This is a genomic window from Pedobacter sp. NEAU-ZC8 (assembly GCF_059278965.1).
Map to the genome: position 1 here is coordinate 42,354 of NZ_JCAJXC010000007.1, position 20,922 is coordinate 63,275.

Sequence of the window (20,922 nt, forward strand, 5' to 3'; positions counted from 1 at the left end):
GCAGTGGCCTGGTTGTTGTAATTTTCTCAATTTTATAAAATATTAGGCATAAGACATGTTAGGATTTTTAACCAAGGTATTTGGAAGCAAGTCGGAAAGAGACATTAAGGCTATCCAACCCCTTGTAATCAAAATAAACGAAGAATACGCTAAACTCTCGTCGATTTCCAACGACGAACTTCGTTCAAAAACCGTTTACTTTAAGGATGTTATCTCGAAAGCGCTATCCGATATCGATGGCAAAATCAATGACCTGAAAGCAAGTGCCGAAGGTCCTGAGCTTGATCTTGCAGGCAAAACTGCCATCTATGATCAGGTTGATGCATTAGCAAAAGACCGGGATAAAGAACTTGAAACCGTGCTGATGGACTTGCTTCCACAGGCATTTGCGGTGGTAAAAGAAACCTCAAGACGTTTCACAGAGAACAAGTTCCTGGAAGTTACGGCATCGGAGTACGACCGCGATTATGCGGCGAGAAAGCCGAATGTTACCATTCAGGGCGATAAAGCACTTTGGGCAAACCACTGGGATGCTGCGGGTAATGACGTGGTGTGGAACATGGTGCACTATGATGTGCAGCTGATTGGTGGTATTGTGTTGCACAGCGGTAAAATTGCGGAGATGGCTACGGGTGAGGGTAAAACCCTTGTGAGTACGCTGCCGGCATACCTGAATGCATTGGCTGGTCAGGGTGTACACATTGTGACGGTGAACGATTACCTTGCACGACGTGACTCGGAGTGGAATGGTCCTTTATTCGAGTTCCATGGTTTACGTGTAGATTGTATTGATAAACACGAGCCGAACTCGGAAGCACGTAGAAGAGCATATGCGGCGGATATTACTTACGGAACAAACAATGAGTTTGGTTTCGATTACCTGCGCGACAATATGTCTCAGACCCCAGGTCAGCTGGTACAGCGCAAGCTGCACTTTGCCATGGTCGATGAGGTCGATTCGGTTTTGATTGATGATGCTCGTACACCATTGATCATCTCCGGTCCGGTACCTTTCGGTGATCAGCATGAGTTCTATGAGTTGAAACCACGTATTGAGCGTTTGGTTACTGCACAGAAGGATTATGTGACCAGAGCATTAAACGAAGCGAAGAAATTAATTAATGAAGGTAAGACCGGTGCAGATGAAGGTGGTTTAGCGCTACTTAGGGCACACCGCGGTTTACCTAAGAATAAAGCCTTGATCAAGTTTTTAAGTGAAGGTAGTGTTAAACAAACCTTACTTAAGACCGAGAATCATTACCTGGCAGATCAGTCTAAGAACATGCCGAAGGTAGATGAGGAACTTTTCTTCTATATCGACGAGAAGAACAATCAGGTAGAATTGACCGAAAAAGGTATTGAGTTGATCACCAAATCTGGTGAAGACCCAAGCTTCTTCGTGTTGCCTGATGTGGGTACCGAGATTGCAGAAATTGAGAAATCTACCAGAAGCAGTGAAGAAAAGGTTCAGGCGAAAGATGAATTGATGCGTGATTATTCGATCAAAGCAGAAAGAATTCACTCGGTGAACCAATTGCTGAAAGCTTATACCTTGTTTGAGGCTGATGTGGAATACATCATCGATGAAGGTAAGATTAAGATCGTAGATGAGCAAACTGGTCGTATTATGGACGGCCGTCGTTACTCTGACGGTTTACACCAGGCGATTGAGGCAAAAGAAAACGTAAAAGTTGAAGATGCTTCTCAAACCTATGCAACCGTTACTTTGCAGAACTTCTTCAGGATGTATCACAAACTTTGTGGTATGACTGGTACTGCGACTACGGAAGCAGGTGAGTTCTGGTCGATCTATAAATTGGATGTTGTTGAGATTCCAACCAACCGTGTGATCTCCAGAATTGACCACCAGGATTACGTTTACCGTACCGTAAGGGAGAAATACAATGCGGTAGCAGAAGAGATTCAGCAGTTGACTCAAAAAGGCCGTCCTGTACTTGTGGGTACAACATCGGTAGAGATTTCAGAATTATTGAGCCGTATGCTTAAGCTGCGCGGTATTAAACATAACGTACTGAATGCGAAAATGCACCAGCGTGAGGCAGATATCGTTGCTGAAGCTGGCCAGGCAGGTACGGTTACGATTGCAACCAACATGGCTGGTCGTGGTACGGATATTAAGTTAGGTCCAGGCGTGAAAGAAGCCGGAGGTTTAGCAATTGTTGGTACCGAAAGACATGAGTCCCGTCGTGTGGACAGACAGTTACGTGGTCGTGCTGGTCGTCAGGGTGACCCAGGATCTTCACAGTTCTTTGTGTCGCTTGAGGATAACCTGATGCGTTTATTCGGTTCGGAGCGTATCTCGAACATCATGGTTAAGATGGGTATCGAGGAAGGTGAAGTGATTCAGCATTCCATGATCACCAAATCCATTGAGCGTGCGCAGAAGAAAGTTGAAGAGAATAACTTTGGTATCCGTAAGCGCTTATTGGAGTATGATGATGTGATGAATTCACAACGTACCGTGATTTATGCGAAACGTAGAAATGCCTTGTTCGGTGAGCGTTTAGACGTTGACATGAGCAACATGGTGTTTGACGTTGCAGAAGATATCGTTACGGAATACAAAGAAGCTGCAAACTATGATGGCTTTAAGCTTGAGGTGATCCGTAACTTTTCTATGGACACCGAGATTACTGCTGCAGAGTTCTCCAGCCAGAACATCAACAGCTTGACGGATCGTTTGTTTACCGAGGCTTCTTCTTACTACAGCAGAAAATCTGATGCCATTATCCAACAGGCATTGCCGGTATTGAAGCAGGTTTATGACGAGCGCGGTACTTACATCGAGCAGATCGTTATTCCTTTCACCGATGGTATCAGAAGCATTCAGGTGCCAGTGAACTTGAAGGTTGCGATTGATAATAACGGTAGAGAGATCACCAAGTCATTCGAGAAAACCATTGTTTTGGGCTTAATCGATGAGTCATGGAAAGAGCACTTGCGTGAGATGGATGAGTTGAAGCAATCTGTACAGAATGCGGTTTACGAGCAAAAAGATCCATTGATCATTTATAAAATGGAGGCTTTCAACCTGTTTAAAAACATGCTTAATGCAGTGAATAAAGAGGTGGTAAGTTTCTTATACAAAGGTGGAATTCCGGTTCATCAGGAACCAGAGCAGATTCAGGAGGCTCCAGAGCCAGCTAAAGCTGTTCCGGCAAATGTGAAAACTTCTAAAGCGGAGTTCCAGTCGGCCACCAGTGACGCCATTGTTATGGACGACACTCGTGAGGCAGTTCCGCAGCAGCCTATCCGTAAGGAAGCGGTTACCGGAAGAAATGAGCCTTGCCCTTGTGGTAGTGGCAAGAAGTTCAAAAACTGCCACGGCGCAGGAATGTAATTTGTAATACCCATGTAGAATGCCGATTTTTGTAAAAGAATTTCGGCATTCTTTTTTTAGGACCTTTTCATGAAGCTATTATTTACCTGTTTGTTGACTGTAATTGGTTTAACGACCCTGGCCCAAAGCAAGGGGACGGTGACAGTTGTTAAAGATCCAAAAATAGATACCATCATCGCCAAGAGGCTCCAACTGAATAAGAAGGAAGCTACAGGCACGGTCAGAGCGGTTGGCCCTATTGTGACGCAGATGGGCTACCGGGTGCAGATCTATTATGGATCTGACCGCAGGGCCATCTTCAAGGAGCAGGCCCGGTTTAGGACACTATATCCTAACCTGATGACCTATGTGACCTACAAGGAGCCAAACTATTACCTGCGTGTTGGTGATTTCCGCACCAGGATGGAAGCTCAAAAGCTGATGGCTGAACTGAAATCTACCTATCCGACGCTGTTTATTTTCCGCGAGAAGATAAACGCACCAACCTTAGAATACAGCAATGATTAAAGAAAAGATCCAAACTTTAGCAGCCCAGGTTTTTGATGATGTTGTCGCTTTCCGCCAGCATCTGCATGCAAACCCGGAGTTGTCGTTCAAAGAGTATGAAACCTCAAAGTTCATCAAGGATAAGCTTCAAAGCTGGGGTATTCCTTTTTCTAGCATGGCTGATACCGGGGTGGTCGGGATCATTGAAGGTGCATTACCTTCTGATCAGGTGATCGCACTGCGCGCAGACATGGACGCACTGCCGATCTTTGAAACCAACGATAAACCATATGCTTCGAAGAACCCGGGTGTGATGCATGCCTGCGGTCATGATGTGCACAGCTCCTCTTTGCTGGGCACTGCATTTATATTAAATAGCCTGAAGGATTCTTTTGGCGGTACCATCAAGCTGATCTTTCAGCCTGCTGAAGAGGTGTTGCCGGGTGGCGCGAGTATCATGATCAAAGAGGGTGTACTGGAAAATCCGGTGCCCCATAATATCGTGGGTCAGCATGTGATGCCATTGATCCAAAGTGGTAAGGTAGGCTTCCGTTCGGGTATATACATGGCCAGTACCGATGAGCTGTATGTGACGGTTCATGGTAAGGGCGGTCATGGCGCACAGCCGCACCAGAACATCGATCCGGTGTTGATCACTGCACATATCCTGGTTGCACTGCAGCAAGTGGTGAGCCGCAATGCAGATCCACGTTTACCGACGGTTCTTTCCTTTGGAAAGCTGAACGCGAACGGCGCTACGAACATCATTCCGAATGAGGTAAAACTTGAAGGTACTTTCAGAACGCTTAACGAAGACTGGCGTAAGGAAGCACTTGCCAGAATGAAGAAGATGGCAGAAGGTATTGCGGAAAGCATGGGCGGTAGCTGTGATTTCAACATCATGCATGGTTATCCATTCCTGATCAATGAGGAGCAACTTACAGCCAACGCCAGGGCCTATGCAGAAGATTACCTGGGTAAGGAAAACGTTGAAGATCTCGACATCTGGATGGCGGCAGAAGATTTCGCATACTACTCGCAGGTAACGAACGCTTGCTTCTATCGCCTGGGTACCGGCAATCCAGCGAAAAACACCACAAACTCTGTACACACCCCAAACTTCGACATTGATGAAGATGCGCTGAAAACCTCTACGGGTTTAATGGCCTACATCGCTTTGAAGCAGTTGGGTAATTAGTTGTAATGCTTAAAACACTTTTTCTTTTCTTTTTTGCCCTGGCATGGACGGCAGCGTCTGCGCAGGAGATTGAACGCTTTAATCCGGATACCATCCAGACCATTCAGCTGGATTCTGTGGTGAACATCAAAGCGAGCCGCCTGAATGTGGAGTCTTTCGTGCAGGCCATCATCAATGATACCAGCTTCTATCAGGCTTTCCGGGAGATGAAGAAATACCGGTTCCTGGCCGAGAACAGATTCTATACTTACGACAAAAAGAATAAGGTTAACGGTAAGATATACCGTAAAATCAATCACCTGAATACCAAAGGTAACAAGGTGCAATACCTGCTGAAACAGGACAGTGGTAAGGTTTTCAAGAAGAACGGTAAGTACCAGCTGTATACTTTGGAAATGTTCGACTACATCTTCATGAACGCCTACCAGTCGGAATTCTCTGACGGCAGTTTCAACGCTAAAACAGCGGACGGGAAGAATGGCAGCTACAAGGATAAACTTAAAACGCTGATCTTCTCGCCGGGTAGACCCGTTAAAGGATTGCCTTTGATTGGTGGTAAAACGGAGATCTTCTCCGCCAACATGCGGCAGTACTATGATTACAGCTTCCACAGTGCCACTTACCTGGATTCTATTCCCGTTTATCGCTTTGAAGTGAAGGTGAAGCCCGACCTCAGCAGCTGGACCAAGGACGGCCTGATGATCAAAACGCTGACCACCATCTTCGATAAGCGTAATTTCGAGATTCTCGGGCGGTACGTCGACATGAAATATGACAATCTTTTATTCGACTTTGATGTACAAATGAACATTGAAATGAGCTACTTTAACGAAACCAAACTACCAAGCAAAATCACCTACCAGGGCAACTGGAATATCCCTTTGAAGAAAGAAGAACGCGCAAGCTTCCTGATCCTGCATAAAGACTATAAGAACTAAGAACAGCGGGGTTTGCACGGCACATCGCCTGAGGCTTCTGACTTGCAGCTTACACGATAAGGAATAAGCATACGATGATTATGATGTTGACGCTATTGCTGCTTCTGCTATAAAGTTTGATATCGCTTTTGCGCAGCAAATGGTTAGGTACAACAATTAAAAGAAATAACCTGCGTAAAGATCAGCTTTATCAGGTATCATAAAATAGGAATGAAACAGACTAGATACTCCTTATTTGTAGCGGCCTTTATGCTGCTTTCCACAGGCGCGCAAGTTAAGGCGCAGTTATCCGCCGCACAGCTGGATAGCGTGGTGAACAAAACACTTACAACCTTCAATGTACCGGGCATTGCGCTGGGCATTGTGAAAGATGGAAAGCTGATCCATGCCAAGGGTTACGGGGTACGATCCCTTAAAACAAACGAGAAAGTTGACGAGAAAACGCTGTTTGGTGTGGCTTCCAATAGCAAAGCTTTCACTGCTGCAGCGGTAGGTATTCTGGTTGATCAGGGTAAGCTGAGCTGGGATACCAAAGTTACAGACGTAATCCCGGAGTTTAAGTTGTATGACAGCTACGTAACGCAGGAATTTACGGTGCGCGACCTGCTCACCCACCGCAGTGGACTGGGCCTTGGTGCCGGTGATTTGATGATTTGGCCGGACTCCAGCACCGTAACCAAAGATCAGCTGATCCATAACCTGCGCTACCTGAAACCGGTATCTTCCTTCCGTTCCAAGTACGATTACGACAACCTGCTGTATATCGTGGCAGGTGAGGTTGTGGCAAGGATTTCCAAGATGCCTTTTGAGGATTTCATAGAGCAAAAGATCATTCAACCACTAGGCATGACGGCGACGGCTGCTTCCTGGTACAGGCTAAAAGATAAAAGCAACATCATTGACGGGCATGCGCCAGTAGGCGATAAGCTGGTGCCAGTGGGCTTGAGTTTCACTGAACTGGCCAACGCTGCAGGAGGGATGTATTCCAACGTGGAGGATATAAGCAAATGGGTGATCTCAAAGATCAATGAAGGTAAGTATGGGGCGGACCTAAGTAAGCAACTATACAGTAAGAAGGTTCATGATGAAATGTGGACGCCACAAACATTGGTGAAAGGCAGCTCGCCTTATAATACGCACTTCAACAGTTATGGCTTAGGCTGGTTCTTAAGCGATGTGAACGGCTATTTTCAGGCCGCACATACAGGTGGACTGGCAGGGATTGTGACGCAGGTGACCATCCTTCCAGAATTGAAGCTGGGGATTATCGTGCTGACTAATCAACAATCCGGTGCGGCATTTACTGCCATCACCAACACCATAAAAGACAGCTATTTCGCCATTAAAGGCAAGGACAGGATCAAGCAGTATAATGATTCACGCCTCGCCAATGAAAAAGAAGCAAAAGAGATTACGACAAAAGTATGGACCGCCATCGCTGCGCAGCAGAAAGCATCTAAAGGAAAAGGCAGCCTGCAGCAGATTGAAGGTGGTTACAAAGATCCCTGGTTCGGGAAAGTGAACATAGAAGCCCGTAAAACAGGCTATTACTTTACTTCTAAAAACGCACCGAAGTTACAGGGCAATATGTATTTTTATAAAGGAAATACGTTCATCGTTAAATGGAACGAGCGAAGCCTGGATGCAGATGCTTTTGTGACCTTTACCCTGGATCATGATGCTAAACCGATCGGCTTTAAGATGGAGGCCATTTCTCCCTTAACCGACTTTAGCTTCGACTTCCAGGACTTAGATTTTACACGACTGAATGATAAATAGTGAAACCATCAACAAGATCATGGATGCCGCCCGTATTGAGGAGGTTGTCGGTGATTTTGTTGCTTTAAAGAAACGTGGTACCAGCCTGATCGGGAATTGCCCTTTTCACAATGAAAAGACGCCTTCCTTCAACGTGTCGGTTACCAAAGGGATATACAAGTGTTTCGGCTGTGGTAAAGGGGGTGATGCCGTCCATTTTATCATGGACCACGAGAAGTATTCCTACCCGGAGGCGCTTAAGTTTCTTGCGAATAAATACAACATTCCGGTAGAGGAAACCGTACAAAGCCCGCAGAACATTGAGGCGCAGAATGCCCGTGAAGCACTGTACATTGTATCTCAGTTCGCTTCTGGCTTCTTTGCAGACCAGCTATGGAACGCGTCTGAAGGCCGTGCGGTAGGTCTGAGCTATTTCAAAGAGCGTGGCTTCCGTGAGGACGTGATCAAGAAGTTCGAGCTGGGTTATTCGCCAGATTCCTGGGATGCGCTGATCAATGCTTCTAAAGCAGCCGGGCACAAAGAAGCCTATCTGGAAAGCACCGGCCTGGTGGTTAAGAACGAGCAGGGGAAGGTGTATGACCGCTTCCGCGGGCGCGTGATGTTCCCCATCCACAACTTCACAGGAAGGGTTATCGGCTTCGGCGGAAGGACACTTAAGACGGACAAGAACGTACCCAAGTATGTCAACTCTCCGGAGAGTGACATCTACCATAAATCGAATGTACTTTACGGGCTCTACCACGCTAAAAAGGCCATCAGAGATCTGGATAACTGTTACCTCGTAGAAGGTTATGCCGACGTGCTTTCTGCGCACCAGGCGGGGGTGGAGAACGTGGTGGCTTCTTCCGGTACTTCGCTTACCACAGAGCAGATCAGACTTATTGGGCGTTTCACGCAGAACGTTACCATGCTGTACGATGGTGACGCCGCGGGTATAAAGGCTTCTCTCCGAGGGCTGGATATGATCCTGGAGGAAGGCCTGAATGTGAAGGTGGTGAATTTCCCCGATGGACATGACCCTGACTCCTACATGCACCTGGTGGGTTCGGGCGCTTTCAAGCACTACATCGAGAACAACCGCAAAGACTTTATCCTCTACAAAGCAGATACCCTGCTAAAAGAAGCCGGCAACGATCCTATAAAACGGGCCGGCATTATCCGGGATATCGTAGAAAGCATTGCCAAGATCCCAGATAACATCAAAGCCTCAGTATTTATAAGAGAATGTAGTCACCTGCTGCAGGTCGAAGAGCGTATCCTGCTGAACGAGCTCAACAGCATGCGTGCGGCCAAGTTCAAAAAAGCAAACAGTCAGCAAGGGCAGCAGGGACAATACCAACAAGGGCAGTACCAGCAATCCAACCATCAGGCTTCGCAGTTCCACCCGGACCAGCCGCCAGAAAACCTCTTCGATGACTCAGCACAACCTGCGCTAGTTCAAACGGACCAGGAGGAGGTGCAAGAAAAGGAAATCGTGCGATTGCTGCTGGCCTACGGCCATGAACTGGTAAACTGGGACAAGATCGACAACATGTTCATCGGCTCTTTTATCATCCAGAACTTGTCGGATGTTAGCTTCAAGCACCCCATCTGCAAGCGGATCATCGCAGCCTACCGTGATGAAATTGAGAATGGGCAACTGCCAGTTGCCAATCAGTTCATCAAAAGTGAGGACCGTGAGATCGCCGATCTGGCAATTACCCTTTCTACTTCTCCGTATGCCTTGAGTGAAAACTGGTACAACCGGCACCAGATCTATGTACGCGATGAGACGATGAACCTAAAGGCAACCGTTCTAGGCGGTATTTTTCACCTGAAAAAGCGGAAGGTAGATCAGATTCTTCTCGACCTTTTACAAGAGATTAAGGAAGAACGTGATGCTACAAACCAGGATATCCTGATGCAGCGCTACGCGCACATCAAGAACGTCGAAAAAGAGATCTCCAAGTTCTTGGGTTCTGTGATTTTGAAATAGCCGGAAATCGCCGGGGGTATTTAGCGGATTTACCATTTAGGTTCCCAATTCTTTTGAGTATAAACAAATAAATGCCAGGGCTCCTGGCATTTTACATTTAGAAATCACAAGAAATATATGCCGGCAGGTTCGAAATCAATGGCAAGTTCCTAAATTGCTGAACGCTGAAATCAAGCAGCTTAATTAACCTGAACTCTGATCAATGGCAGTACACCTAGACCTGGGCCGGCATGGCGAACAACTTGCCAAAGACTTCCTGATCCAGCATGGATACAGAATATTGGAACAGAATTGGCGTTATGGTCGTGCGGAGTTAGATCTGATTGCCAGCATCGGCAAGAAAATCATCTTCGTCGAAGTGAAAACCCGCCGTTCCGCCGATCATGGAGAACCCGAAGATTTCGTGAACTGGAAAAAAGAAAAACAGCTCGAATTTGCCTCCTCAGCGTACATTGAACGACTGAATCACCAGGGGGAGATACGATTTGACATAATTGCTATTATATTTGAAAACAAAGACCTTTATCAAATTAATCATATACAAGATGCGTTTTGGCCAAGCTAATATTACCATAAAGAATACCCCATTACTTGTTCTAGTTACTCTTTTAATTTCAACTGTCTGTATGAGCTGCAAGCAGGATAGTGGCGGCAGCACGCCAGGTTACGGCTTTAAAGCACCAGAACAAGGCGCAGCCTTTGTTTCCGGGCAGGATATAGATGTGCAACTGGACATCCCGGAAGGGCAGACCATCAAGTCTGTAACATATATGCTCGACAGTACCCAACTGGGCACAAAAAATGATGCAACCGCCTTCCGTTTCCCCACTAAGGAACTTTCTTTAGGTTACAAGCTGATCTCCGCAATCGTTGATAATGGCAGCAGTAAAGATACCCTTATGGTAAATATCCTGATCAAATCTGCAATTAAGCCAATTGTTCATGGCTATCAGGTAATCAATACTTTTCCTCATGATACCACTTCTTACACCCAAGGTTTAGAATACCACGACGGGCGCTTCCTCGAAAGTACAGGAGAGTATGGAAAATCGACATTACGCTGGGTAGATATGAAGTCGGGTAAAGCGATACAGCGCATTGATATCGATAAGCAGTATTTCGCTGAAGGCTCTACTTTAATCGACGGTAAAGTGATCCTGTTAACCTGGGAGCACAACATGGGCTTCGTTTACGACGCAAACAGCTTTAAACAACTGGGTACCTTCAACTACCAGAACAGCCGTGAGGGTTGGGGACTTACCTTTGATGGTAAACAGTTGTTGAAATCTGATGGTACCAATAAAATCTGGTTCCTGAACAAAGAAAACTACCAGGAAGAGCATGTAATCGAAGTGTTCGACGACCAGGGCGAGGTAAGCCAGCTGAATGAACTGGAGTATATTGATGGAAAGTTATATGCTAACATCTATCAGTCTAATAGAATTGCCATTATAGACCCTAAAACAGGCGCTGTAGAGGCTTATATCGATGCAACTGGTATTCTGCCTAAGAGTGACACTTTCTTGAACACAGACGTCTTAAATGGAATTGCATGGGATGCAAAAGGAAAGCGGCTTTTCATCACAGGAAAAAGATGGGACAAGCTTTTTGAAATCAAGCTAACCGAAGCGAAAAGTCAATAAAAAAGAAACAGCGGCCATATCAAGCCGCTGTTTCTTTTTCTGCCCTGCAGAGGCATTATAATTGGTGCTCCGGCTATCCTCCCTGTAGCACCCACCTGAGAAAAGGCTAATCTTTCTTCTTATCCTTAGACTCAGCGGCCTTTTCTTTCGGCTCCTCAATGTTTCCGTTAAAGGAAATCGGCTGCCTGTTGATGTTCTGCACCGACAAACTCGCATAACCTTTCTCCGTGATGTTAAAAGTTAACTTCTGACGGTCTTTAATATCATTCGGTTCAATGGTTACCACCCAGTTTTTCTTCTTTTTTTCCGCAGAGTACTTAAAGTCCTTAGACTTAAACTTCGTACCAGCATCTTTCGGATCATAGGAAGGTGTAAAAGAACGGCCGTAGAATGGCAGGTAAGCCACTACGCTGTCTTTTGTCACGCGTACATCGTACTGTGAGCCCGATAAGTTCAGCAGGTTGTTCCTCGAATTTGGATACTGATTTAACACCTGGTTCAATGCATTATCTGCCATTGGAATTGCCGTAACGGCATTAAACACGAAGTTCTGCTCCTTCAAAAGTTTCGCAGTAGTCTCCTTGTCGGTTTGTGCGCTGGCATGTAGCGCGCCAACCGCAAATATGATGGTGAATAATTTCGTTAATGGTTTCATAATTATGTAGTTAATAACTATTAAACAAGGATGCAATCAAAAGGTTTAATCCATAAAAAATGCCGGATCAAATAAAATTGACCCGGCATTGCAATGATAGTTGCTGTGATTATTTAAAATCTGCAGCCTTTAGAGGCGTATTGATTTTTACGTCTTTAAGTACGACGGTCATTTCCTGAGTAGTGTCGCCCACGGGGACGATTTGAACAACTCTGTAAGGCATCAGTACATTGCCTGTCTTTTTATATTCACTGTAAATGACGGTAACCGCTTGATCCTTACCGGCACTTTTTACAGTACGCTCTTCCTTAATCAGTAAGCCGGTTTTGGCGTCATAATACTCAGTTTTCTTTGAACCAGCGGCTGGGGTAACGTTGATCTTGTAGGCTGGTACGTCACCAACTTTGCTGATACCGCCATCTTCCAGTTCTGCAGCAGTATAGTACAGTTGCTCAAACATACCTTTCCTTGTCTTTTTCTCTTTAAGTTCTTCCGGCGTATAGCTAATGGTTGAAGGACCTTGTACCTTGATACCGTTTGTGCCATCAAAAGCATCTTTCATCACCGTGGTGCCGCCCATTGAAATCACGGTGCTCTCCAGGTTTGGAGCCATCAGTTTCGCGGAAGCATTTAACCGTTGCCCTTGTACCTCGAAATCACCGGTAGAAACAATTGTTTTTACTTTCTTCAGTTCTGCTTCACCACCAATGGCATTGATGTAGCTCGAAATCACCTCTGCAGGTGTTTTCTTCGGCACCGCGGCAACGACAGCCTCGTTAACCGGGTTCGCGTATTTATCATACAACTTCAGGGCGTAACCAAGTTTCTTCAATCCAGGTAAAATGTCTTCCTGTTTGCCCACGACTACAATACGGGCGTTATCGTGACCAAAGTATTTCTGGCTTACACGCAGCACATCTTCCTGCGTCACAGCGTTAATTTTTTTCAGATAAGTACGGTAAAAATCCTTAGGCAGATCGTTGATCATGATGTTCAACGCGAAAGAAGCCATACGGGCAGGGTTCTCCAGGCCAAGGGCAAAGGTGCCATTATACAGGTTCTTCGCATTCTGAAGATCCTCAGCGCTAACCTTCTCCGTACGCATGATGTTAATTTCCCTTAGAAACTCCACCACGGCGCTATCTACTTTTTCGTTTCTTACCGCAGCACTGGCGCTGAATTTAGCCTGAAAACGGCCTGAGCCAGTCGAGGAGTAAGCACCATAGGTGAAACCATGTTTCTCACGCAGGTTGGTGAATAACTTCGCATCTGCACCACCACCCAGGATCTGATCCGCAAGAAGTACCGCATGGTAATCCGGAGAGCTCAAAGGCAAGTCAACCAGGTTGGTTACCGTAATTTCCGCCTGCACCGCAGTAGGCACATCGATCAGATCAATCTCCGTCTGGTTAGGGTTGCTAACCGGAGCCAGCTTAGGCAGCGTTAAACTTGCACCCTTCCAGTCGCCAAAGGCTTTTGTTGCTAAAGCCCTGGCTGCAGCAGGGGTAATATCACCCACAAAGGTCAGATAGCCTCTTGAAGGCGTAACATATTTGCTGTACGCTGCTTTTACATCATCCAAGGTAATCGAGTTCACCGACTGCTCAGATACAAACTCACCTATCGGGTGATTTACGCCATAGCTAAGTGCATTCACTACCCGGCCTGAGATGGCCTTTGCACTGCGCTCATTCGATTTAATACCGGTTAAAGTTTGTGATTTTAGCTTGTCGAAGGACTCCTGTGGGAATGAGGGGTTGCGCAAAGCTTCTGCCATCAGCATAAAGGTGTCGTTAAAATAGCGGGTCAAAGAAGAAGCAGAACCACCAGAAGAGCTCACATTAACGTCAGCCCCCATCAGGTCAATAGCCTCATCAAACTGTGCTTTTGTTTTCTTGGTCGTACCCTCACTTAACATACCACCCATCAGGCTCATTACGCCTGCTTTAGCACCTTCAGTAATCGGTCCTGCATCAATGCTGTAGGTTGCCGTAACTTTCGGGAGTTTGTGGTTTTCAACCACGAGCACCGTAATGCCGTTCGGTAATTTATAGATCGCAGGATCTGCGAAGGTTATGGTAGGCGCCGGACCAGGTTTAGGTTTCTGGCTTCTATCTAGCTTTTGCGCCATCACCGAATGTGCAAAAAGCCCGGTAAGCGCAAGTATGAATATTTTTTTCATGTGATTTGAAATATTGTTGTGGTGCCGAAGCCCTGAGGGCTTCATGTTCCTGGAAAATTAATGTTAGCGGATGCGCTATTTCTTCGGTAAATAATATAGAACTACACGTTGATCCTTGTTCAGATACTTTTTCGCCACCGTTCTGATCTCTTCGCGGGTAATGGACTTGATGATATCCAGTTCCTCGTTAATGTCATTGGTGTTTTTGTTATGGAAAGTATATCCTGAAGCCAGGTTTTCCGCCACCCCAAGCATCCTGCTGTTTGCACTCACATAGCTGTTCTCAAATTGATTCTGCAGCTTTTTAAACTCCTTCTCCGTGATCAGGTCCGTTTGCAGGTTTAATACCTCTGCGTCAATGTCATTCAACAGATCGGTCAAAGGCGTGTTGTTGTTCGGCAATGCTAAAGCGATATAGGCGCCATGATCTTCCAGGCCGTAATTGAAGGCACTCACCTGCAAGGCAGTTTTCTTCTCATCCACCATTTTGCGGTTTAATCTTGAACTGCCGCCGCCCGATAGTACCGAACTAATCATCTCCATCACTTTGGAATCGCGGGAGCGCATGCCCGGAACACGGTAGGCCGTGAAAATTGCCGGGATCTGAATGTTCGCATCATAGGCCGTATCAATAATCTGTTTGTTGATCTCTGGCAGCTTGTAAGGTGTTTTTACCACTGGCGCACCTTTAGGTACCTCATCAAAGTATTTTTTTACCAGTGTTTTGGTTTTCTCTACATCAATATCACCTGCAATCGTTAACACGGCATTACCCGGTGCATAATATTTCTTGAAGAACGCTAAAAATTCATCCAGTTTAGCGGCATCCAAATGTTCCATGGAACCGATCGGCTGCCATTCGTATGGCGTACCTTTAAATAGATGGCGGAAGATGTTCTCTGCAAACTTACCATAAGGCGAGTTGTCGATACGCAGCCTTTTTTCCTCTTTCACCACCTCGTTCTGCGTTCTAACGCCATTCTCATCAATTTTAGGGTGCAGCATGCGCTCACTTTCCAGCCATAAGCCGAGTTCCAGCTGATTGGAAGGGAACATTTCGTAATAGAACGTGCGGTCATGACTGGTGTTGGCATTGTTTTGTCCACCATTGCTGCTCACGGTTTTCATGAACTCACCGCGTTTTAGGTTAGGACTTCCTTCAAAAAGCAGGTGCTCAAAGAAGTGGGCGAAGCCGGTACGTTGCGGATCTTCATCTTTAGATCCTACATGGTACATGACGGATACAGCTACAACGGGTGCTGTTTTATCCTGGTGCAGGATAACATGCAGGCCATTATTGAGGTCATACTCGGTAAATTTTACTTTTTGAGCAGTAGCGCCCAAGCAAAGGCCCGATAAGACCAGGGTTGCGAGGAAATGTTTTTTCATTTATTTGGATTTGCGTTTTATTCAGATCAATCAGGATCTTAAAACACCTGTTGTGCCTTAAGATCCTGAGGTTTTCAATATTAGATATCGCTGGGAAGGATTTAAGATCTCCAGGCTTTGTATTGGTTAATTAATCCATTTGTTGAGGCATCATGCGTATTTACCTGCTCATCACCTTTCAGCTCGGGAAGGATGCTTTTTGCAAGTTGTTTACCCAATTCAACACCCCATTGGTCAAAGCTGAAGATGTTCCAGATAATGCCCTGTACAAAGATCTTGTGCTCATACATGGCGATCAATGCACCCAGGCTATAAGGCGTAACCTTTTTCAACAAGAAGGAGTTGGTTGGCCTGTTACCTTCAAATACTTTGAACGGCGCCAGTTTAGCGATTTCCTCAGCAGATTTACCCTCGCCGCTAAGCTCCGCATGGATCTGCTCCCCGGTTTTGCCGTTCATCAGGGCTTCGGTTTGTGCGAAAAAGTTCGAAAGCAGTATCGGGTGATGTTCGCCGATTGGGTTCAAACTTTGCGCAGGAGCGATGAAATCGCAAGGGATCAATCTTGTACCCTGGTGGATCAGCTGATAGAATGCATGCTGACCATTGGTTCCAGGTTCACCCCAGATCACCGGACCCGTTTCATAATCCACCTCCTTGCCGTTACGGTCCACGTGTTTTCCGTTACTTTCCATATCACCTTGCTGGAAGTATGCTGCAAAGCGATGCATGTACTGGTCGTAGGGCAAAATGGCTTGAGTTTCAGCGTCGAAGAAGTTGATGTACCACACGCCAAGCAGACCCAGGATCACGGGAATGTTCTTCTCAAATGGGCTGCTTTCGAAGTGCTGATCGGTTGCATGTGCACCTTTTAACAATTCTTCAAACTTATCAAAGCCCAGACTCAAGGCAATTGGCAACCCGATTGCGCTCCAAAGCGAATAACGGCCACCTACCCAGTCCCAGAATTCGAACATATTATCGGTATTGATACCAAATGCAGCAACGTCCTTGCTGTTGGTCGATAAAGCGGCGAAGTGTTTCGCGATATCTTCTTCCGCAGCACCTTTTTCCAGGAACCATGCTCTTGCAGTACGCGCATTGGTCATCGTTTCCTGCGTGGTGAAGGTCTTGGATGCAACCAGGAACAAGGTCGTTTCCGGATCCACTCCTTTCAAGGTTTCCACCATGTGCGTACCGTCAATATTCGACACAAAGTGCATGTTCAGGTGGTTCTTATAGGCTTTTAGTGCTTCAGTAACCATTACCGGTCCTAAGTCTGAACCACCGATCCCGATATTCACGACATCGGTGATCGCTTTGCCGGTATATCCTTTCCATTCGCCGGATATAACTTTCTCCGAGAAGGATTTCATCTTGTCTAATACACGGTTCACCTCTGGCATTACATCCTTTCCTTCAACCATGATTGGCGTATTGCTTTGGTTCCGCAGTGCGATATGCAGCACAGGTCTGTTTTCTGTCTGGTTGATGGCTTCGCCCTTGTACATGGCTTTGATGGCCTCATCCAATTTGCATTCTTTGGCCAGCTGCACCAACAAAGCTATTGTGGTATCATTGATACGGTTTTTAGAATAATCCAAAAGGATATCATCAAACAAGATGGTAAACTTTTGGAAACGTTCCGGATCCTCAGCAAATAGCTGCTTCATGTTCTTCGAGTTGATGTCGATGAAGTGATCTGCGAGATACCTATAAGCTTGTGTTTCTGTGAAGTTAATTGTTGGAAGCATATGCAATAGTTTTTAATGCTAAAATAGCGGATATTTATCTCGGTAACGAAGCAATTACAAAAACTTTCTGCTTGTAAGGGATCAAATTTGAGTAAAAATGATCATGGGCTGGTACCTGCTTTAGGGTTGAACCGGCCTCAAACCGCCCTTGAGATGGGGTCAACTCGCCCTTGATTCGCCCGGCAGGCGGCTGAAGGGCGTATCGAGGCCTTTATCAACCCTAATTAACGTTAACCTGATCATACGGAATGTAATGCTCCCATTCCCAAGGGGTATATACATCCCCAATACTTTCTTCCAGCAGTTGTTTGAAAATGCTTTCCCCAGCATCATTGTTGGTCATGATAACCACGCCGATCCCTTTATCAGGATAAGCAATGCTGTAGTGTCCCCAGCCTTCATCATGCCCCTCTTTGAAAAATGCAGGCCCATGTGGCGTTTTAAATACGCCCACACCAAGTCCGTAGCTCAGTTGAATATTATCGTTTAAGGTACTGTCCTTAAGCGCAAGTGGACCGAACTGTTTGAGGGATCTGATTCTTACCTGCGGGGCAATCATGTTTTTGAAGGTCGTTTTAGAAAGTCCCTTATGCTGCATCAAAGCGGTAAAGAAGCGGCTATAATCTTCAAGCGTGGTGCACATGGTACCTGCGCAGCCCGCCTCTTTCCATTCCATAAACTCGTAGGGTTTACCAGTGGTATCATGTCCCAGTACCAGATTTTTCGCATATTCAGGATGCCAGACATAGCTGGTTTGTTCCATTTTAAGTGGGATAAACACCCGTTCACGTGCAATGCTTTCGTAATCTTTCCCGGTGATCTGTTCAATTACGAACTGCAATAAATACAAGCCTTCACCAGAATAACTATACCTGCTGCCTGGATTGAATTTTATTTTAATTTTTCCGTCAGGCTCAAACCAGCGCCAGTTCGGGAAGCCTGTGGTATGTGTCAAACACATGCCTGCGGTAATTTGCTCATAACGACTGTCCGCTTTGATGTCCTGATAACCGCGTTTCCAACCGGGTATGTTGTACTCCGTTAATGGTTTTGGAAGATATTGTACAAGTGGTTTGTCCAACTCGATTACCTTTTCCTGTACCAGTTGTGCAACAATATAGGCGAATACGGTCTTGCTGAATGAAGCGGCATACATCACCTGCGAGGTTTTCAAGGGCTTTTGTTCGGGTACATTTGCCAGACCGAAGGCTTTCATGAATAAAGGTTTGTTATCATTATAAACAACGATGCCTAAACCGCTTACACCTGCTGTGTTCATCAGGGTCTGAATGCGAACTGTCAGGCTGTCTGCAGTGATTTGGCTGCCGTCAATACGTTTTATCGATTGTGCTTGGGCGTTAAGCGAGATGCTTGACATGCAGAGCAGCAGGAAGAAAAGCTTTTTCATAAGAACAGATTACCTCCTTCTAATTTACGAATCTACCTTGTGATTTTGTGGGCCTTATGATGTTGCCTCCGGATCAATCGGTAGGGTGAAGTAAAATGTTGAGCCTGAACCTGGGCTACTTTCTGCCCAGATCCTGCCGTCATGGCGTTTAATAATCTCAAAACACAAGTACAGGCCGATGCCGAAGCCAGCAATCGTCTGACTTTCGGCATTATTTACCCGGTAATAGCGTTCAAAAATCTTGGAAAGGTCCGCCTCCGCCAGACCCTTACCTTCATCCCTTACACTCACCATGGCGTGACCATCCTGGGTTTTGCAGGCAATATGAATGGTGCTGCCTTGTGGCGAATATTTAACCGCATTGCTTATCAGGTTGTTGATGACCTGGCCTATCTTATCGCGATCCGCCTTGACCATCATCCGTTCAGCGGCTGCGAAAACAAACTGGTGATTGCTCACATGCACCATACTCTCTTCCTCAGATTCCCGGATAAGTTCGGCCATGTCAAAACATTTACGCTCAATGTGAATCTGGTTGTTTTCCAGCCGGGAAACATTCAAAAAGCTGTTAATGAGCTTCATCATGCGGTCTACCTGCCGGATGGCCTTTCCAGCTAAACTTTTACTGGAGTCGTCCGCATTCCTTGTGGCATTACGTTGTAACACCTGCAGGTAGCCGTGCATGGAAGTAAGCGGGGTTTTAAGCTCATGGCTCACCATCGAAATGAAATCATTCTTACGCTGATCATTGTGTTTTTCCTCGGTGATGTCCAGGATGGTGCCAGTCATCAGGATGGGTTCGCCTGCATCATCATAGGTCGCCTTCCCGGTAGAACGCAGCCATCTTGAGAAACTTCCATCCCGGGGATGCAGCAGATGTTCAACCCGAAAGCTCCTTTTCTCTGTTACTGCAAGGTTGATGTGATCGCGTACATAATCGCGGTATTTTGGATCGATCATCTCAAAACTTTCGCTCAGTGTGATTGCTTCGCCGGAATGAAGACCGTGAATTAACCTTGATCGTTCGGATAGGCTGAGCTTGCCGGTTTTCCAGTCGACCGTCCATATACCGAGTTCAGTCGCGTCTACCGCCAATTGCAGGCGTTCTTCAGCTCGCTCAGCAGCTTTGCGTGCGCTAACCTGTTCTGTAATGTCGAGTGCAATACAGATGATGCTGTGGCTTGAACCGTCTGGGTTTTTCAATGGCTTATAGATGAATTTATAATAGCCACTTACAAGCTGTCCATCATGCTCCAGATGCGCCGCAAGTTCGTTTCCATAGAAGGTTTCGCCAGTTCTATATACCTGATTCAAAAGTCCTACAAATGGTTGGCCTTTGAGTTCTGGCAGGGCTTCTATCAGTGGTTTGCCGATAATGGATTTGTCCTTCCCTATCATGGTGATCATCAGACTGTTTGCGGTTTCGATTATCATCTGTTCACCGGTGACGATGAATGAGGCTACAGGGGCCTGCTGAACCAAGTCCCGGAATCGGCCTTCGATTTCAACCAGGCTGTCGTACATCTGGCGCAGGTTTGCCGTATATTCCTTAAGTTCTCTATTTAACCGTCTGATATCAACGTTAGAGGTCTGCAGCTCTTTATTGATTTGTGCAAGCTCGTCGTTGCTTGTGCTGAGCTCCTCATTGCTCGTGGTAAGTTCTTCGTTCAGCGCCTGGATTTCCGCCTCGCTTGCAAGTAACCTGATGTTGCGCAGCTCCCGCTCGGTAACGTTGGCAGCACGGTGCAGAATTGCATAGGTATTTCCGGCGGCATCTTTAATTGCGCGGTATTCATACTCGAAATAGCGCGTTTGAACAATTCCGTTTATTGGGGTATCTATGACTGCTATGCCCGCATCGCTGATGCCAGTCTTCAATGCCTGCTGCATCATCTGTTTAAAAGGCCGGCCTTGTAATGCTGGTACGGCTTCATACAGGGGCAGACCGATGACTTCTCTACCCTTTCCCCAGAGTGCCAGCATGGCGTCATTAGCAAATTCAATAATGATCTCCTCGCCAGTATATATGGCCATTGCATCCGCTGATAAAGCAATGATGTCCAGTAGTGTGCGCTCAGTTAATCTTTTCTTGTCTTGCTCCTTCAAACCTGTAGTGTTTAGTGTTGATTAAGGCTTTTGAGCGTAGAGATGTTTAGA

The 20,922-nt window shown here is 46.1% G+C and carries 14 protein-coding genes; 8 read left to right on the forward strand and 6 right to left on the reverse strand.

Annotated elements, in window-relative coordinates; genetic code table 11:
• Positions 1-55 precede the first annotated feature (55 nt).
• The 8 genes from secA to AC5WJX_RS07395 all read left to right on the forward strand — a co-directional run bounded on the left by secA (position 56) and on the right by AC5WJX_RS07395 (position 11,380).
• Entirely contained in the window at positions 56-3,361 is a 3,306-nt protein-coding gene (gene secA / locus AC5WJX_RS07360) for a preprotein translocase subunit SecA (protein WP_494484006.1), read from the forward strand.
• Positions 3,362-3,430: 69 nt separating this feature from the next.
• Complete coding sequence (locus AC5WJX_RS07365) at positions 3,431-3,868, forward strand: SPOR domain-containing protein (RefSeq protein WP_440428350.1); 438 nt, start codon at positions 3,431-3,433, stop codon at positions 3,866-3,868.
• Positions 3,861-5,045 (forward strand): M20 metallopeptidase family protein, encoded by a 1,185-nt coding sequence (locus AC5WJX_RS07370; protein ID WP_494484007.1) that lies wholly within the window; start codon positions 3,861-3,863, stop codon positions 5,043-5,045. The genes AC5WJX_RS07365 and AC5WJX_RS07370 overlap by 8 nt, the downstream gene beginning before the upstream one ends.
• A gap of 5 nt (positions 5,046-5,050) precedes the next feature.
• A complete protein-coding gene (locus AC5WJX_RS07375; RefSeq protein ID WP_494484008.1) occupies positions 5,051-5,983 on the forward strand; it encodes a hypothetical protein in 933 nt (310 codons plus the stop codon).
• A 210-nt stretch (positions 5,984-6,193) separates the two neighbouring features.
• A complete protein-coding gene (locus tag AC5WJX_RS07380) occupies positions 6,194-7,762 on the forward strand; it encodes a serine hydrolase (protein ID WP_494484009.1) in 1,569 nt (522 codons plus the stop codon).
• The gene (dnaG, locus tag AC5WJX_RS07385; RefSeq protein WP_494484010.1) at positions 7,752-9,737 is read left to right on the forward strand and encodes a DNA primase; all 1,986 of its coding nucleotides are present in this window, start codon (positions 7,752-7,754) and stop codon (positions 9,735-9,737) included. Before AC5WJX_RS07380 ends, dnaG begins: the two co-directional genes overlap by 11 nt.
• 202 nt (positions 9,738-9,939) lie before the next feature.
• Positions 9,940-10,302 (forward strand): YraN family protein, encoded by a 363-nt coding sequence (locus tag AC5WJX_RS07390; protein ID WP_494484011.1) that lies wholly within the window; start codon positions 9,940-9,942, stop codon positions 10,300-10,302.
• Positions 10,303-10,363: 61 nt separating this feature from the next.
• Complete coding sequence (locus AC5WJX_RS07395) at positions 10,364-11,380, forward strand: glutaminyl-peptide cyclotransferase (RefSeq protein WP_494484012.1); 1,017 nt, start codon at positions 10,364-10,366, stop codon at positions 11,378-11,380.
• Between the two features lie 106 nt (positions 11,381-11,486).
• On the opposite strand, the gene AC5WJX_RS07400 is transcribed toward AC5WJX_RS07395, so the two are convergent.
• The 6 genes from AC5WJX_RS07400 to AC5WJX_RS07425 form a co-directional block, all read right to left on the reverse strand.
• Positions 11,487-12,035 carry a DUF4251 domain-containing protein gene (locus tag AC5WJX_RS07400; RefSeq protein WP_440428343.1) on the reverse strand — a complete coding sequence of 183 codons (549 nt, stop codon included), beginning with the start codon at positions 12,033-12,035 and terminating at the stop codon, positions 11,487-11,489.
• Between the two features lie 109 nt (positions 12,036-12,144).
• A complete protein-coding gene (locus tag AC5WJX_RS07405; protein WP_494484013.1) occupies positions 12,145-14,217 on the reverse strand; it encodes an insulinase family protein in 2,073 nt (690 codons plus the stop codon).
• A 75-nt stretch (positions 14,218-14,292) separates the two neighbouring features.
• The gene (locus tag AC5WJX_RS07410; protein ID WP_494484014.1) at positions 14,293-15,606 is read right to left on the reverse strand and encodes a M16 family metallopeptidase; all 1,314 of its coding nucleotides are present in this window, start codon (positions 15,604-15,606) and stop codon (positions 14,293-14,295) included.
• 101 nt (positions 15,607-15,707) lie between these two features.
• Positions 15,708-17,357: a glucose-6-phosphate isomerase gene (gene pgi / locus AC5WJX_RS07415; RefSeq protein ID WP_494484015.1), complete on the reverse strand. Its 1,650-nt coding sequence runs from the start codon at positions 17,355-17,357 to the stop codon at positions 15,708-15,710.
• Between the two features lie 220 nt (positions 17,358-17,577).
• Positions 17,578-18,765 carry a serine hydrolase domain-containing protein gene (locus tag AC5WJX_RS07420; RefSeq protein WP_494484016.1) on the reverse strand — a complete coding sequence of 396 codons (1,188 nt, stop codon included), beginning with the start codon at positions 18,763-18,765 and terminating at the stop codon, positions 17,578-17,580.
• 54 nt (positions 18,766-18,819) lie between these two features.
• Positions 18,820-20,871, reverse strand: coding sequence for an ATP-binding protein (locus tag AC5WJX_RS07425; RefSeq protein WP_494484017.1), 2,052 nt, complete (start codon positions 20,869-20,871; stop codon positions 18,820-18,822).
• Positions 20,872-20,922: the final 51 nt, after the last annotated feature.